Here is a 16,414-nt window from a genome sequence, read left to right as displayed (position 1 = left end):
TATATTTTAAGTAAAAAGGTACATTACGATTTCTTCTTTTTAATAATTTCATCTGCATTAGCTAACCATACAGCAGGACCGCCAGCTAGATAACCGCTACTTCCTAATCCTTCAAAATTTACTTTACCGTCTTTTGTAGCTGCTTTAGCAAAATGAATAGTAGGGAAACCTTTGATCGCAAAAGCTTGTTGTAACTCACTATTTTGTTGTTTTAATTCTAATGCCTGTGGTGTTCTACGTGGAAAATCTAATTCTACCAAGACAACATTATCTTTTGCCCATTTTTCAAATTCAGGAGTTTTCAAAACTTCTTTTTGTAATCGAATGCACCAGCCACACCAGTCACTTCCTGTAAAAAACAATAAAAGCGGTTTTTTCTGTTTCTCACTAATTTTAATAGCTTCCTTCACATTTGTATGCCAAACTAAATCTTGAGCTTGAACAAATTGAGTGCTAAACACCAATAAAAACAACAGAATAACCTTTTTCATAATTTGTAATTTGAAGATTTTAAAAAGTGGAGTTCTTATTTTACTCCGTGCATTAATTTTTTCATCAATGGTGATAAAAGGACCATTAAAAGTCCGGCTCCCATTGGCACAAGCGTAAATATAAGAAAAAACGTTGACAAACTATATTGCGTAGTAATCGTTTCGATCATTCCACCCATTAAACCTGCAATTTTATTCCCCATACCAATAAATAAATAATACACACCAAACATGATACCAATCCATTTTGCTGGCACTAATTTACTCACATAAGACAAGCCTACTGGAGAAATACACAACTCCCCTAATGTATGGAACAAGTACGCTGCAATTAACCAGAACATACTAACACGCACTACAGAATCAGCATCAATACCCATACTTCCATAGGCTAAGAAACCGAAACCTGCTCCTAGTAATGTAAGACCTAATCCAAATTTCATTGGCCCAGATAAATTGTATCTACTCTCCCACCACTTTGAAAACACTGGTGCAAAAACAACAATGAATAAAGAGTTCAATATTCCAAACCATGTTGCAGGAACTTCTGTACCCACGGCTGCATACTCTCTACCTACTTTCCATAAAACAATTGCCCAAATGATAATAAAACTAACAGATAAAATTAAATTACCAATAGAATACTTTTTAAACGTTTTAGAAAACAATTTAATCAATACATAAGTGATGATCAATAAAGGTACGATGGTTAGTAAAGTATCGGCTATTTTAAACATTGAAGCACTACTACCAAATAACTCTCTCTGTGTAAATTTCTCAGCAAAAATAGTCATAGATCCTCCAGCTTGCTCAAATGCCGCCCAGAAGAAAACCGTAAATACAGAGAAAATTAATACCGCAATAATACGGTCACGCACAATATGCGCGGGCACTTTTTCTAAAGCTGCTTTATCTAATGATTCTTTCTTAGAAGCTTCTGAAGGTTTCAACCCAATAGTACCAAAAATGTTTTGAGTAAAATAAAATTGCAACATCCCGAAGAACATAAAAATTCCTGCTAGACCAAATCCCCAGCTCCAAGATATTTTTTCTCCAATGTACCCACAAAGCATAATTCCTAAAAATGCTCCAGCGTTTACTCCCATGTAGTATAAAGAGTAAGCACCATCTTTTTTCTCAGGATGTTTCTCGTAAGCATTTGAAATAATTGAAGTCATGTTTGGTTTAAACAAACCATTCCCCACAATCAAACAACCAATACCTACATACAACATGAACGGCGTTTCAAATGCCATCGCAGCGTGACCCAAGGTCATTGCTAAAGCACCTAAAATTACAGCCCAACGGTAGCCTAAATATTTATCGGCTAGAAAACCACCTATTACAGGAGTAAAATAAACAGACATCGTATACGTTCCATATAATCCTAAAGCATCTTGAACACTCCAAGCCCAACCACCTTTGGCAATTGAAGAGGTTAAAAACAATACTAATAAAGCACGCATTCCATAGTAAGAAAAACGCTCCCACATTTCTGTAAAAAACAATACAAACAATCCTGCTGGATGTCCTAAAACAGAATCTTTAAAAAATTGATCAGAAGAAGTATCTTGACTCATATAAATATATTTAATTGTAATCTAATTTATTAATTATTTCTCGTTATCCTCAGCGCCGTGAGTTAAACGATTAAGCGGTTTAAGCAACATTAAAAACAAAGCGCCTATAACAATTGTGAAAATTAAAATACCCATAAAAACAGCGTATTCTCCTAGTTCACTCGCAGATTCCCCTATAATTCCAGCTACTTTATTCCCTAATCCAGTTGCAGCAAAATAAACACCCATCATCAATGAAGCATATTTTACCGGTGACAACTTAGTAATAAACGAAAGCGCAACAGGTGATATACATAACTCCCCAATGGTGTGAAACAAGTAAGCCATCACTAACCATAACATACTTGACGAACCTACTTTATCAAATTCCATAGTAGCAAAAACCATAAATAAGAAACCAAACCCCATTATGATAATCCCTATCGCCATTTTGAAAATAGAAGAGGCTTCTTTTCCTTTTAGTTTTCTTTTAGCCCAATATGAAGCCACAATTGCAGCAAAAATAATGATAAATCCAGCGTTTAAACTTTGAAACATTACGGTAGGAACTTGCATCCCTAATAACATTCTGTCTGTTTTTGAGTCAGCATATAAATTCATTAATCCTCCAGCTTGCTCATAAGCTCCCCAGAAAATAATTACCATTATAAACGATAATAGCAAAACTAAAAAACGGTCTTTATCTTGTTGCGAATCTAATTCTTTATAAATCATCATCATCAAAGCAGCAATTACTGTCAAGAAAATGAATAGTAATCCAAATCCCCATCCTAAATTATACCATCCAATAAGAGACACAACCGCCAATGCTATAGTTACCGTTAATTGTTTTTTTGAACTCAATAAGTTTTGAAAAAGTGCTCCATACGAACTCTCATCAACCTCTTTTTTATCTTGAATCTCTAAATTCCCTACGTGCGTCAAATATTTTTGACCCCATATATACACTATTAATCCTAATACCATCGCGATTCCAGCAAGTCCAAAACCAGCATGCCAACCCCATTGTGCTACTACAAAACCAATAACTAAGGTCGCTAACAAAGACCCTGTATTGATACCAATGTAAAAAATACTAAACCCTTTATCTCTACGAATATCACCCTGAGCGTATAATCCCCCTACCATAGTAGAAATATTAGGTTTCAACAACCCAACTCCTAGAATCACTAGCGCAAGTCCTGTATAAAAAGCCCATGTTTCTGTAAACACTAAAACTCCGTGCCCAATACATAATATAACAGCTCCTAACAACACTGCCTTCTTTTGTCCTAACAACTTATCAGCGATCATCCCTCCTGGAATAGACATTACATAAACTAACATCGTATACCAACCGTACAAAGCTAATGCTTCTTGACTTGTCCACCCTAGACCTGGACCTCTAGCGTCACCTACCGTTTCAACTGTCATATACAACACTAACAAAGCTCGCATTCCGTAATAAGAAAAGCGTTCCCACATTTCGGTAAAGAACAAGATGTATAATCCTATAGGATGACCAAATAAGGTCGATTGATGATCTTGCGTTGTAGTGTTTGACATAATTTGTTTTTTAGTTTGTATTCTATTTAACTTCTTGCATTAATTTTTTCACCAAGGGCGAAATTGCAATTAAGATTAGTCCAGCAATCAATGCATAGAGTGCTAAATCTTTATATCCGTCAGCGTAAACTGTTAGTTTTTCTAAATTTGATGCGTTTTCTGATGCTTCGGCTATATTAGCACCAAGCAGTCCTGCAAAGTATTGCCCGTAAGCACTTGCTAGAAACCACATTCCCATCATTACGGCTTGCGTCTTGTGTGGAGATAGCTTTGTCATCACCGACATTCCTATTGGTGATAGGCATAATTCTCCAAATGTAATTATAAACCACCCAAATGTAAACAAATCTAAAGAAGTTTTGCCCGTAGCGTCTGCAAAGAATTTAGTATAATAAAAAATATAGAATCCGCCAGCAAGGAATAAAAATCCTAAACCAAATTTTACCACGGTGTTAGGTTCGATTTTTCTTTTATGCATCCACATCCAAACCAATCCTACTACAGCTGCGAAAATAATTACAAAAAATGAATTGGCTGAATTATTTACTCCATTTGGATCTAATGGAATGCCTAGAACCGTATTATTTAAATTATGAGCAGCAAACAAACTTAGCGAACCCCCACTTTGTTCGAAAAATGCCCAGAAGAAAATTGAAAAAACGATAAAGACAATCGCTGCTAACAACTTTTTATTCTCTGCAACTGAGAAATTTCGCATTTCGTAAAACAAATAAAGCAACGAAGCTGGCCCTATGATAAACATGAAAATATCAGTATAATCAGTATTAGAAACCATCGTCATGATAATTGGAATAATCACTAGCGACCCCACATAAGTAACAATCTCTAATGTTCTTCTTCTTGATTTTGTTTCTAATGCTAACGGAGAAAGACCTATCGTTCCTAAACTTTTTTGAGTCTGTGTAAATGTGACCAAACTTATAAGCATTACAAAAGCTGCAAAACCAAAGGCTACATTCCACCTTAAATTTGGAAGTACAATTGAAGTAAGCATCGATCCATTTGCAACAGCGATACATAAATAACCACCAATCAATGCACCTAAATTCACTCCGGCATAAAATAGTGAAAATCCAGCATCACGCCTGTGATCGTCGTCTTGATATAATTTCCCTACCATTGTAGAGATATTTGGTTTAAAAAAACCGGTTCCTATAATAGTAAAACTAATTCCAAAGAAGAAAAACTGTTTTGGATCGAAAGCTAAAATCATGCTTCCAACAATCATTAGTAATCCTCCCCAAAATAGTGACTTTCGATACCCTAAAATTTTATCGGCAAATAATCCACCTATAAATGTAAAAGCGTAAACAAAGGCTTGAGTTGCTCCATATTGTAAATTAGCAACACGGTCATTCATAGCCAACTCTGACACCATAAAAATAACTAGCATGCCTCGCATTCCGTAGAAACAAAAACGCTCCCACATCTCGCTAAAAAACAAATACCACAGCTGTTTTGGGTATTTTCCTTTGAAGTTTTGAATCGCTTCTAAAGACTGATTATTAGTATTCATGACTAGATTAAAGGTTTGATGTAATAAAATTACTCATTTTATTATACAGCTGGATTCTAGTCATCCCACCATAGATACCGTGATTTTTATCAGGATAGATTTGGGAATCAAATTGCTTGTTAGCTTGAATCAACGCTTCCATCATCTCCATCGAGTTTTGTACGTGAACATTGTCATCACCGCTACCATGAATTAATAGAAACTTCCCTTTTAATCCTTTTACGTAATTAATAGGAGAGTTATCATCATAACCGCTAGCATTTTCCTGTGGTGTGTGCATGTAACGTTCTGTATACACACTATCATAAAATCTCCAGTTTGTTACTGGCGCGACAGCAATCGCCATTTTGAACGTATCGTTCCCTTTAAACAAACAGTTTGAAGCCATAAAACCACCAAACGACCAACCAAAAATTCCAATTCTTGCTTTGTCTACATAAGAATAATCACCTATAACTTTAGCAGCATCAATTTGATCTTCTACTTCGTATTTACCTAATTCTAACTGTGTAACTTTTTTGAAATCGGCACCTTTAAAACCAGTACCTCTACCATCTACACAAGCAACGATATATCCTTGTTGCGCAAGCATCATGAACCAATAATCATTTGAGCTGTTCCATTGGTTAGCAACTTGCTGCGATCCTGGACCAGAATACTGATACATAAAAACTGGATATTTTTTATTAGGGTCAAAATCTTTAGGCTTGATCATCCAAGCGTTCAATTCATTTCCTTTTGCTGTTTTTAAAACAAAAAATTCTTTAGACGGCAAATTGTAAGACTCTAAACTAGCGGCTAGGGCTTTGTTATCTTCAATAACTTGCAATTGTTTTCCAGACTTAGCCTCGTTCAAAGTATAGCGAGTAGGCTGGCTTGCGCTAGAAAAGGTATTAATATAATATTGAAAGTTAGGGCTAAAAGTAGCCGCATTTGTTCCTACTTCATTAGACAATACTCTTTTATTCTTACCTGACAAAGCGATGCTATAAACTGACCTGTTGATAGAACCATTCTCTGTAGATTGGTAAAAAACAGTAGCTGATTTTTCATCATAACCATAATACGAAGTCACTTCCCAATTTCCTTTAGTCACTTGGTTTTTTAATTTTCCGTTTTTGTCATATAAGTAAATATGATTGAAACCATCTTTCTCACTAGTCCAGATAAAACTATTGTCTTTTAAAAAAGTTAAATTATCTGTAACATCAACATACGCCTTGTCTTTCTCGTTTAAAACTACTTTGGCTGCAGCCGAATTACCATCAATAAACACTAAATCAAGATTGTCCTGATGGCGATTTAAAACCTGTGCTGACAAAACATTAGCATCATTAGTCCATTGCATACGAGCAATGTAAAAATCAGTATATTTATCTAAATTCACTTTCTTCGTTGCAGTGGCAGCGACATCATAAATATGTAACGAAACTTCAGCATTTTTTTCTCCTGCTTTAGGGTATTTGAATGTTTCTACTGTAGGATATAAACCTGTATTAAACATGGACATCGAAAACTCAGGAACAGCGCTTTCATCAAAGCGGATGTAAGCCACTTTTTTACTATCAGCACTCCAATCAAATGCTTTCACAAATGCAAATTCTTCTTCATAAACCCAATCAGTAATTCCGTTTATAATTGCATTTTTCTTTCCGTCAGTTGTGATTTGTTGTATAGTTTGTGTGGCAATAGTGTAAATAAATAAATTATTATCTTTTGCATAAGCGATCATTTTGCCATCAGGAGAAAAAGTAGGCTCTTGTACTTGAAAATCAAACAACTTGGTTACTTTCTTATCGCTGATGTTATATAAGTAGTAATCTGCCGTGAAAGAATGACGAAAAATTTGATTAGCATTTGCTGCGATTAACATCATCTTTTCAGTGGCGTCAAATGTGTAACTAGATACCATTCCTGTAACTGCGCTAAAATCTTTTGAATTAAAAAGTGTATTAACCTTTTTAAGCGTAGCAAAATCATATAAATCTATCTGCTGACCGCCAGTTCGGCTTTGATTCAACACAGTATATTGATTGGAGTTTTTAAGAGATTGAAGTTCGTCCATACCTTGGGTACGAAAACTACCTGAATAAATTTTTTCAACTGTGATTTTTTGTTGCCCTAGAGCAGTCAAACACAAAAATAAAAATAAGACCGAAAAATACTGAGATTTCATACTATTGATTTATATGTAAAAAAGAGTTCAATTTTAGTGAAAATTTTACAATTATTTCACCTTTGGCGTGTTAAATATTCAAAACAATATTATTTCCGCATTATTGATAGGGCAATTTTATTCGAATAGAAAAGCCGTAAATCAGTATCTTTGCAACATACTACCTTATAATCTATTGAAAATGAATAACCCTATTGCTGGATTTTCAAAATTATCCAAAGAACAAAAGATAAATTGGATTGCCAAAGAATATTTTTCGTCACCAAAGGACGCAATTGAATTGCTAAAAAACTATTGGAATTCTGACGAAAAACTACAAAAATTACATGATGAATTCATCGAAAACACAATAACAAATTTCTATATCCCACTAGGAGTAGCTCCTAATTTTCTAATAAACGGAAAATTTAGCACCATCCCTATGGCAATTGAAGAAAGCTCAGTAGTAGCTGCAGCATCAAAATCAGCCAAATTCTGGTCTGAAAGAGGTGGTTTTAAAGCTACAGTTATCGACACCGAAAAAATAGGCCAAGTACATTTTATCTATAAAGGGGACACTTCAAAACTTGAACTATTCTTTGCACAGATTAAAGCTAAACTTTTTACAGCTACGGAAAGCATGACAAAAAACATGCAAAAAAGAGGTGGCGGAATTTTAGACATTCGCTTAAATGATAAGACTAACTTATTAGAAAATTATTTCCAACTCCACGCTACATTCGAGACAAAAGACAGCATGGGAGCTAATTTCATCAACTCTTGCTTAGAACAATTTGCAAAGACATTAAAAGAAGAAGCACATAGCTACAGTCTGTTTTCTGAGGAAGAAAAAGACATCCAAGTGGTCATGAGCATTTTATCTAATTACGTTCCTAACTGTATTGTAAGAGCCGAAGTTTCTTGCCCAGTAGCAGATCTAAAAGAAAAACATATTGAAAATCCCGAAGATTTTGCACGCCGATTTGTACAAGCAGTCCAAATTGCCGAAGTAGAACCTTTTAGAGCCGTGACCCATAACAAAGGAATCATGAACGGGATTGATGCTGTCGTACTAGCCACAGGAAACGATTTTAGAGCTGTAGAGGCTGGAATTCACGCCTACGCAGCAAAATCAGGACAGTATTCTAGTTTGTCACACGCTAAGGTAGCGGACGGAATTTTCAGTTTTTGGCTAGAAGTACCTTTAGCCTTAGGAACCGTAGGTGGATTAACTTCACTACACCCACTAGTAAAATTATCTTTAGAAATGTTAGAAAAACCCTCTGCTAGAGAATTGATGGAAGTAGTTGCAGTAGCAGGATTGGCCCAAAATTTTGCAGCACTACGCTCACTAACAACTACAGGAATTCAAGAAGGACACATGAAAATGCACTTAAATAATATTCTAAACCAATTCAACACTAACGATGTGGAACGACTAGCTACAAGCAGGCATTTTAAAAACAATCCCGTTACACACAGTGCTGTTGTTGAATTTATAGAAAACTTAAGGAAATAATTTTTAGAAGCTAATCGCGCTATTCGCTGTATCCATCCTTAAAAAAGGATGGGATGCCGCTGCTATCACGGCTAAAAACACACATAATGACAAAGACCTTTTATAGTAACGGGAAACTTTTAATAACTGGAGAATACCTTGTTCTTGATGGTGCAAAAGCATTTGCATTGCCCACCAAATTTGGTCAGCTCCTAACCGTAGAACAACATCAGGAAAAAACGATTGCTTGGACGAGCTACGATAAGGATGAAAGCATTTGGTTTGAAGATACTGTTTCCTTCTCAGATATTATTAGTAGTACCTCAAATGACACCACCGTTAAAAGTACTTTACTAAAAATATTACATCAAGCATACCTAGTCAATCCTTCGTTTTTACAACAAGAAACAGGATACAAGATCAATACTTCCTTAACATTCCCAAGAGATTGGGGTTTAGGCACCTCTTCTACATTAATTAACAACATAGCGCAATGGTTGAACATAGATGCGTTTGAACTACTACACAATAGTTTTGGTGGCAGCGGATACGATATCGCTTGTGCGCAAAACAACACCCCTATAACGTACCAATTAAGTAAAGGCAAAGCTATAGTAGAGCAAGTACCCTTTGAACCTAATTTCACTAACTGCATTTATTTTGTTTACCTAAATCAAAAACAGAATAGCAAAACAGCAATTACTAAATACAGAGAAAACAAGAATAAAATGTTCTCCACTGATGTAGAAGCTGTAAACAATTTAACCGCGGCAGCCCTTACAGCAAGCAATAGCACACAATTTGCAGCAGTAATGCATACGCACGAGCGCATCATGAGTCAATTGCTAGAAACAGCCACTATTCAAGAAGAATTGTTTAGCGATTTTCCAGGACAAATAAAAAGCCTAGGTGCATGGGGAGGCGATTTTGTAATGGTGGTAGCAAATCAAAACCCACAAGAATATTTTGCTTCAAAAGGATATAATACCTTTTTGACTTATAATGAAATGATCTTATAAACCATACTATTTTAGTACTTACAAAGCATAAAAAAACTCGATACTAAGTATCGAGTTTTTTTTATGAATTAAATAATCACCTTTTTTAATATTAGTAATTAAATTGTTTTCTATTGTCTTTAATATCAGCATTGTCTTTTAATGCAGGTAAAACTCTATTAACATTAGCTGCAGCTTGTGCTTTTAAAGCAGCAACGTATGGCGTAAATTCTTTTAAAGCTGGCGCTTTAACAGTACTCGTGTTTTTTACAACATAAACTCCCATATTACCTTCAATAGTGCTAGACATTTTGTTTGCTGCAAGAGTGAAAGCAGTACCTACTACTTGCGCTTCTTGACCTACTCCTGCTAATAAAGGATTGCTTAAAGTAACATCTGTAGCTTGTTGCACAGTCGAACCCACTTGCTTAGCGACTGCTTCAAGTGAACTTCCTGACATTTTAGCTTTGATAATTTCAGCTTTTTTCTTGTTTTTAAGGATAGACTCAACGTATGGTCTCGCTTGTGTAACCGAAACTAATCCTGAGTTATCAATTGCTTTCACACGTGCGATAACGTGACCAACATTTGCAACTTCAAAACGTTTAACCGTTCCTACTTTTGAATCATCTTCAAATGCCCATCTTACAATAGTTCTTTGATTACCTAATGGACCAAAGTTTTCTTGCATTGCACTAATTGTAACTGGAGCAGCAATTTTTAATCCCATGTCTTTTGCAACCTTAGTAAAGTCTTTATCTGCAGACTCCATTTCGAATTTAGTTGCTTGAGTAAAGATTTTATCAGAAGTAGCTTCAGAAGCTTCTACTTTTTGAGCAACAGTTGCTAAACGAATTCCGTCTTGCTTGTCAGTGATTTTGATAATATGAAATCCAAAAGGAGTTTCTACTAAACCAACTTTTCCAATTCCGTTATTGAAAACGAAATCATTAAATGGTTTTACCATTTGGTTTTGTCCAAAGTAACCCAAATCTCCACCTTGTTGTGCAGATGAATCGTCAGATGTGCTGTAAGCTAGCATTAAAAAACTATCTGGATTAGCCGTTACTTGAGCTAAAATCTCTTCTGCTTTTTCCTTAGCCTCTTCTTTTGTTCTTTTTGCTTTTTGATTTGGCACTTGCGTTCCTTCATAGCTAATCAAAATGTGGCTTGCTTTTGCATTTACACCATTCTTTTTACCCATTGATTTAGAAATACAGTAGTATTTTCCAAACATATACGGACCGTAAACTTCACCTGGAGCTAAGTTAAATAACTTATCAGCATCAACTGCTGGTAAATCTTTTTTAGCAATATAAGTAGAGTCGTAAGCAACATCAGAATTTGAATTTACAAATTCAGCGATGTTCTTAGCAGATCTAAATCCAGATAATGTATCGTTTTTATTGGTACTTTGATTGTAAACCACAGAACCAGACAATAACGAAGTAATCTTAGCTTTTACTTCGGCAACATCTTCAGTAGATGGCTTGTCTTCGATTAATACATACTCGATTTCGCGAGACTCATCTGCTTTGAATTTTTTATTGTTTTTCTTGATGTAATCAGCGATTTCACTATCAGAGATCTTAACATCACTATCTTTTACCGTTGAATATAATCCAGAAACGTAAGCAAAACTAACTTTGTTTGACTCCATTTCATACTGCAGTTTACCTTCACTTTTAGTAGTGTAAACAGCTGCTTTAATCATGGTATTGTAGATTTGAAACTTTGCATTAAGCTCAGCATCTTTTTCTCTATCCTTTAAAAATTGTGCTTGCGCAGGATTAGCTTTAAAGTAATCTTTAAATTTATTTAAATCAAAAACTCCAGCACCGTTTAAGAACATTGGGTTTTGACCAATACTTTGATCTGCTTTTAATACGTCTAGAATATGTTTTTCACCAACTCTTAAACCTAGTTTATCAAACTCTGCAGTTAATAAAGCTACTGAAACTTCTTGATCCCAAACTCTATTTGCCGCAGCAGTAGAAGAAATACCTTCCCCACTTTTTTCAACGTTGCTTACTTTAAGTCTGAAATCTTCAAACGAAATTCCGTTTCCATTGATACTTCCTACGTCTTTAGATGTGCTGTTGAAACTACCGCTTTTGAATAAATCGCCGATAATAAATGCGAATAAACCTAATGCAATAACTGCAATCATTAAAGCGGAACGTTGTCTAATTTTTGATAAAACTGCCATTTTTATTGTTGTTATTTTTTATATTCAGTTTGCGAAAATACAATTATCTAATTAATAATAATACTAGTAACGTTTTATTTTACAAAAAAAACCTTTTTACGAAATAAATCACTCTTTTACTGTTAATTTTACCAATTCAATTTTCTTGTTTGTTGCCTCTTGGATCTCAAAATGATAGTTTCCTATAGTAATTTCCTCACCTACCTGCGGAATTTCATTTGTAAAATCGACAATAAAACCTCCTAAAGTACCATATGAATCACTCTCGGGTATGGTCAATTTATAATTTTGATTTAAATACTCCACATCAAAACGAGCAGAAAATAAGTAAACACCTTCCTCCAGCTGACTTTCTATAAGCTCTTCTTCTGAATCGTGTTCGTCTTCGATCTCACCAAATAATTCTTCGACAATATCTTCAATTGTTATAATTCCTGACGTCCCGCCATATTCATCTAATACAACAGCAACACTCTTGCGTTTCTTAGTCAATAAGCTCATTACGTCTTTAATGAATATTGTTTCAGGAACAAATTCAACCGGAATGATTATCGATTTAATTGTTTTGGGCTTCTTAAATAGGTCAAAAGAGTGCACGTAACCCAGAATATCATCAAATGAATTTTGGTAAATTAAAATCTTAGAGTAACCCGTCTCTATAAATAACGCTTTTAAATCCTCAATAGAATCAAACAAATCCATTGCTACAATCTCTGTACGAGGACTCATGATATCTCTCGCTTTTACGCTATGAAAGTCCAATGCATTCTGAAACATTTGAATTTCTGAATCTACCTCATCGTGATCTTCTACCGTGCTCATTTGTTCGTTAATATAATCACCAAGCTCTCCTTTGCTAAAGAACAATTGCACCTGATCCCCATCAGTCTTGAAGAATTTTTTCAAGACAAAATCAGAAACCCAAATAAAGAAAGTCGAAATAAAGTAAAAAAGCTGGTAAAAAACATAAGCAGGGATAGCAAAAACCTTAATTAAGGTATTGGCATAAATCTGAAAAAAAACCTTAGGCAAGAATTCTGCTGTCATCAAAACAAGCAGGGTAGAAAGTGCGGTTTGTATCAATAAATTAGACAAACTAGAAAAATGAAATGGCAAAGACTCGATCCAGTCCATTAGCATTTCACCCATAAAAAAACCGTAAACAACTAATGCAATATTGTTACCAATAAGCATTGCAGCTATAAATTTAGACGGTTTTTCAGTAAGCTTTGTTAGTATACGTGAAAGAAAATTATCTTGCTTCTTTTCTATTTCGAGATAAATCCTATTTGAGGAAATAAAGGCTATTTCCATACCCGAAAAGAACGCACTTAGGATCAAGCATAGTATAATAATACTAGTTTCCATAAATTAGGGGTTGTTTTTACGATTGGCCATCTTCTTGGCAAAATGCATCCTGAAAAAGAACATAAACAAGGCCGCAGCTCCTATTAATAATGACAATTTAGGTGTTGCATCTGGGTCATTCCATTTTTCGATACCATCATAAAAAAAGTAGAGTGAAAATATCAAATATAAATACGGTGTGTATTTCATGTAACTCATAATGTTCTATTTTATTTTTCTGATGATTCAAATTCACCAGTAATTTTCTGCGATTTTACCACTTTAAAGTCTCTGCTAAAATCAATACCTTGACCATTAGAAACCCCTTTAGTATCTGTAAATTTAAATCTTTTTTCGGTGAAAAACCACTCATTTTTTTGATCGTAGTAAAGTTGCTCCGTTTCTAGCAACTGCCCTTTCTGTGTACTAATGCGTACTTTTCCTTGCAAATCTATTATTCCTGTTTGCTTGTAAGACACCGCATAATTAGAGGTTACATGCGTTTTTTGAGCTTTATCGTCATAAAAAGTAACATCAATACCTTTTGGAAATTCGGTAAAGGAAAAGGACACACTAGTATAATCTAGCATTTTAGGACTGATCAAAATCACCTTTATAAGGCCTGAATCTGTGTATTTTAAGTTTACATTATCAGCATCACCACCCGGAGTAAATTCTGTAAAGTTAATTTTCTGAACTTCCTTGAAATTACTTTCACACCCAAAAAACAGAGTCACAGCAAGAGCTGTGACTAGTTGTTTTATTCTATATTTTATAAATACTATCATCTATCATTATCGACTAAGAGGTCTGCAAATGTAAGGTATTAATATTAATCGAATTTTCTTTTTTGGAACCATTTATCATTAAATGAAAACCCTACACTTATATTAATGTAATCTTGTTGAACTAGTCCACCTTTAGTACTTCCTCTTTGTCCTAGCTCTAAACCTAAATTAAGATTAGAATAAGTTCCTGGAAGTGGCAATCCCATACCTAATGTAATCGCTTTATCGTCAATTGACTCTGCGTTAACAACTAATCCCGTTTTTTCAAATCGAATACCTCCGCGATAAACGATACGCTTAAAGTAGCTAGTAAATGAATTATAATTAGGAATAAAATACCCCCCTATACTCGCGTTAGCATAACGTCCATAACCCACATTAGGAGCACTATTGTACTCATTAGCTTCTCCAGGATTTTTTTGGTATGCTAGTTTTGCTCCCACTAACCATCTTCTTGCTTCCCCTACTCCAGCACTCATAGTGATTTTACTAGGATAAGATAATTTCTTAGAACTTTCTTGCAAGTCAAAGGTATCAATACCTGAAGTAGCAAAAAATGTAGAGACGCTTCTAATATTTGTTGACGTTAAACTATTCTCTAACGAATAATATAAACTTCCGTAAGCATTTAATTTCTTACCAATTTTATGTTCGTACATAGCTCCAATGTTAAAATTAACACCAGATAAATCGGCTCTATTCAACTCAGTGGTACCGTAAGGAACATCGTTAATTGCTGCAACACTTCTGGCTTCAATACGACCAAAATTATAATTAACATCAGCACCTATACTCAACCCTTTAGTTACAGTATATCCTAAACCAACAAATGCTTTATTCAAACCTCCTGAACCACTATACTCTGTATTTACACCAGCAAGCTCACTTGATGCGCTGCTAATTCTATATCCTACAGAAGAATACGGAATCAAACCAAAACCAAGCCCGAATTTACCTAACGGCAAACCTACAGCTAGGTAATCAATTGTCGTTCTATTAGCACTTTCACTTGTCGTACTATTTTTTAAAGTATTCGAACTATTTGTCCCTCCTACTGTAAATGTAGTCAACTTTAATCCCGCGAAGCTTGCTGGATTTTCTAAGTTTATATGAATGCTGTCTTTTTCAAGACCAATTCCAGCCATAGCACGATTTTCGACCGTTCCTTTGAACCTAACTTCTCCAATACCATAAAATGAATAAGGCGATGCGGAACCCTGCTGAGCAAAGGTAGCCAGTGACAAAAGCAAAAAACTGCTGATAAGAATTTTTTTAATCATTTTTGATTTTATATTGAAATGTTTGCTTCAAACTCTCTAAAAGAAAATTTGAATTGGCAAATATGGTATTTTTTAATCGTTTAGCCAAAAAATCTGCATCACCACCCGTTAAAATTATTATAATTTTTTTGCCCAATGCTTCATATTCATCTATAAAACCATTTATTTCATAGACCAATCCATTAACAACACCAGAATGTATGGCAGCAATAGTTTGATCCCCAATGAACTTTTCGGGCATCGATAATTGCAACAAAGGCAGCTTAGAAGTAAAGTTATGAAGCGACTCATATCGCAATCTCAAACCTGGCGAAATAGCACCACCAAGATAATTATCTTCCGCATCTACAAAATCATAGGTAACACAAGTTCCAGCATCAATTATTAACTTATTCATTCCAGGAAACTGTAGAGTCGCTCCAGCAGCTAAAACCATTCGATCAATACCCAAAGTCTTAGGCGTGGCATATTTATTATCGAAAGGAAACACCGTTTCATGATCTATATAGTGTATAGCAACGTTTGGAGCCAAATCTGAAAGTGCATTAAAATCGATATCAGCCACTGTTGCAACAACGATATCACTCACCGACGGAAAGTATTCGATAATTTTTAAAATATTTTCATTAAAATTTTCTTTATCGAATGTGAATTTCTCTAGCAGCTTATCTCCCTCAAATACAGCTCCTTTGATTCTAGTATTGCCCACGTCAATTGTTAATATCATAACGGTATAAATGTTTTGGCAAAGGTACGAATAGATTTTTTTTTTAAAATGTATTGCACAAACAAAAAAACATACTATATTTGCCCTCGCAATAAGCACGGTACCTTAGCTCAGATGGTAGAGCAATGGACTGAAAATCCATGTGTCCCTGGTTCGATCCCTGGAGGTACCACTAAAACCCAAACAGCAATGTTTGGGTTTTTTGTTTTATACAAAAATTGAAAAGCATAACTCACTGGTTCTTCCGAAGCATCGGAAC

13 protein-coding genes and 1 tRNA gene are annotated in these 16,414 nt (G+C 34.9%); 3 read left to right on the top strand and 11 right to left on the bottom strand.

The window, feature by feature from the left end; translation table 11 throughout:
* Positions 1-23 precede the first annotated feature (23 nt).
* From HNQ00_RS14570 to HNQ00_RS14550, 5 genes are read right to left on the bottom strand one after another with little or no spacing between them, the layout of a single operon-like run.
* Complete coding sequence (locus HNQ00_RS14570; protein WP_173839238.1) at positions 24-491, bottom strand: thioredoxin family protein; 468 nt, start codon at positions 489-491, stop codon at positions 24-26.
* A gap of 35 nt (positions 492-526) precedes the next feature.
* On the bottom strand, positions 527-2,071 hold the full coding sequence (locus tag HNQ00_RS14565) for a peptide MFS transporter (protein WP_173839237.1): 1,545 nt from the start codon (positions 2,069-2,071) through the stop codon (positions 527-529).
* Between the two features lie 33 nt (positions 2,072-2,104).
* Positions 2,105-3,616 carry a peptide MFS transporter gene (locus tag HNQ00_RS14560; RefSeq protein WP_173839236.1) on the bottom strand — a complete coding sequence of 504 codons (1,512 nt, stop codon included), beginning with the start codon at positions 3,614-3,616 and terminating at the stop codon, positions 2,105-2,107.
* 22 nt (positions 3,617-3,638) lie between these two features.
* Complete coding sequence (locus HNQ00_RS14555) at positions 3,639-5,153, bottom strand: peptide MFS transporter (RefSeq protein ID WP_173839235.1); 1,515 nt, start codon at positions 5,151-5,153, stop codon at positions 3,639-3,641.
* A gap of 7 nt (positions 5,154-5,160) precedes the next feature.
* On the bottom strand, positions 5,161-7,329 hold the full coding sequence (locus HNQ00_RS14550; protein ID WP_173839234.1) for a S9 family peptidase: 2,169 nt from the start codon (positions 7,327-7,329) through the stop codon (positions 5,161-5,163).
* 181 nt (positions 7,330-7,510) lie between these two features.
* On the opposite strand from HNQ00_RS14550, the gene HNQ00_RS14545 reads away from it, so the two are divergent.
* Positions 7,511-8,827 (top strand): hydroxymethylglutaryl-CoA reductase, degradative, encoded by a 1,317-nt coding sequence (locus tag HNQ00_RS14545; protein WP_173839233.1) that lies wholly within the window; start codon positions 7,511-7,513, stop codon positions 8,825-8,827.
* An 86-nt stretch (positions 8,828-8,913) separates the two neighbouring features.
* Positions 8,914-9,825, top strand: coding sequence for a GYDIA family GHMP kinase (locus tag HNQ00_RS14540; RefSeq protein ID WP_173839232.1), 912 nt, complete (start codon positions 8,914-8,916; stop codon positions 9,823-9,825).
* Between the two features lie 91 nt (positions 9,826-9,916).
* On the opposite strand, the gene HNQ00_RS14535 is transcribed toward HNQ00_RS14540, so the two are convergent.
* The 6 genes from HNQ00_RS14535 to HNQ00_RS14510 all read right to left on the bottom strand — a co-directional run bounded on the left by HNQ00_RS14535 (position 9,917) and on the right by HNQ00_RS14510 (position 16,155).
* Complete coding sequence (locus HNQ00_RS14535; protein WP_173839231.1) at positions 9,917-12,013, bottom strand: peptidylprolyl isomerase; 2,097 nt, start codon at positions 12,011-12,013, stop codon at positions 9,917-9,919.
* A 108-nt stretch (positions 12,014-12,121) separates the two neighbouring features.
* Positions 12,122-13,381, bottom strand: a complete 1,260-nt coding sequence (locus tag HNQ00_RS14530; RefSeq protein ID WP_173839230.1) for a hemolysin family protein — start codon at positions 13,379-13,381, stop codon at positions 12,122-12,124.
* Positions 13,382-13,384: 3 nt separating this feature from the next.
* Complete coding sequence (locus HNQ00_RS14525; RefSeq protein WP_173839229.1) at positions 13,385-13,579, bottom strand: hypothetical protein; 195 nt, start codon at positions 13,577-13,579, stop codon at positions 13,385-13,387.
* Between the two features lie 11 nt (positions 13,580-13,590).
* Entirely contained in the window at positions 13,591-14,148 is a 558-nt protein-coding gene (lptC, locus tag HNQ00_RS14520; protein ID WP_173839228.1) for an LPS export ABC transporter periplasmic protein LptC, read from the bottom strand.
* A gap of 44 nt (positions 14,149-14,192) precedes the next feature.
* Complete coding sequence (locus HNQ00_RS14515; protein WP_173839227.1) at positions 14,193-15,428, bottom strand: hypothetical protein; 1,236 nt, start codon at positions 15,426-15,428, stop codon at positions 14,193-14,195.
* Positions 15,421-16,155 carry a type III pantothenate kinase gene (locus tag HNQ00_RS14510; protein WP_173839226.1) on the bottom strand — a complete coding sequence of 245 codons (735 nt, stop codon included), beginning with the start codon at positions 16,153-16,155 and terminating at the stop codon, positions 15,421-15,423. Before HNQ00_RS14510 ends, HNQ00_RS14515 begins: the two co-directional genes overlap by 8 nt.
* A 99-nt stretch (positions 16,156-16,254) precedes the next feature.
* Between HNQ00_RS14510 and HNQ00_RS14505 the strand changes: the two genes are divergently transcribed.
* A tRNA-Phe gene (locus HNQ00_RS14505) sits at positions 16,255-16,327 on the top strand.
* Positions 16,328-16,414: the final 87 nt, after the last annotated feature.

The sequence above is a fragment of the Flavobacterium aeripolare genome, assembly GCF_013294025.1.
Taxonomy (GTDB): domain Bacteria; phylum Bacteroidota; class Bacteroidia; order Flavobacteriales; family Flavobacteriaceae; genus Flavobacterium.
The sequence above is the reverse complement of the archived record's forward strand: the minus strand, read 5'-3'. Positions and strand labels throughout refer to the sequence as shown.

What these genes read in the sequence shown, in the direction of transcription:
- HNQ00_RS14570 (WP_173839238.1), bottom strand. Translation starts at nt 491, where the DNA reads ATGAAAAAGGTTATTCTGTTGTTTTTATTGGTGTTTAGCACTCAATTT.
- HNQ00_RS14565 (WP_173839237.1), bottom strand. Translation starts at nt 2,071, where the DNA reads ATGAGTCAAGATACTTCTTCTGATCAATTTTTTAAAGATTCTGTTTTA.
- HNQ00_RS14560 (WP_173839236.1), bottom strand. Translation starts at nt 3,616, where the DNA reads ATGTCAAACACTACAACGCAAGATCATCAATCGACCTTATTTGGTCAT.
- HNQ00_RS14555 (WP_173839235.1), bottom strand. Translation starts at nt 5,153, where the DNA reads ATGAATACTAATAATCAGTCTTTAGAAGCGATTCAAAACTTCAAAGGA.
- HNQ00_RS14550 (WP_173839234.1), bottom strand. Translation starts at nt 7,329, where the DNA reads ATGAAATCTCAGTATTTTTCGGTCTTATTTTTATTTTTGTGTTTGACT.
- HNQ00_RS14545 (WP_173839233.1), top strand. Translation starts at nt 7,511, where the DNA reads ATGAATAACCCTATTGCTGGATTTTCAAAATTATCCAAAGAACAAAAG.
- HNQ00_RS14540 (WP_173839232.1), top strand. Translation starts at nt 8,914, where the DNA reads ATGACAAAGACCTTTTATAGTAACGGGAAACTTTTAATAACTGGAGAA.
- HNQ00_RS14535 (WP_173839231.1), bottom strand. Translation starts at nt 12,013, where the DNA reads ATGGCAGTTTTATCAAAAATTAGACAACGTTCCGCTTTAATGATTGCA.
- HNQ00_RS14530 (WP_173839230.1), bottom strand. Translation starts at nt 13,381, where the DNA reads ATGGAAACTAGTATTATTATACTATGCTTGATCCTAAGTGCGTTCTTT.
- HNQ00_RS14525 (WP_173839229.1), bottom strand. Translation starts at nt 13,579, where the DNA reads ATGAGTTACATGAAATACACACCGTATTTATATTTGATATTTTCACTC.
- lptC (WP_173839228.1), bottom strand. Translation starts at nt 14,148, where the DNA reads ATGATAGTATTTATAAAATATAGAATAAAACAACTAGTCACAGCTCTT.
- HNQ00_RS14515 (WP_173839227.1), bottom strand. Translation starts at nt 15,428, where the DNA reads ATGATTAAAAAAATTCTTATCAGCAGTTTTTTGCTTTTGTCACTGGCT.
- HNQ00_RS14510 (WP_173839226.1), bottom strand. Translation starts at nt 16,155, where the DNA reads ATGATATTAACAATTGACGTGGGCAATACTAGAATCAAAGGAGCTGTA.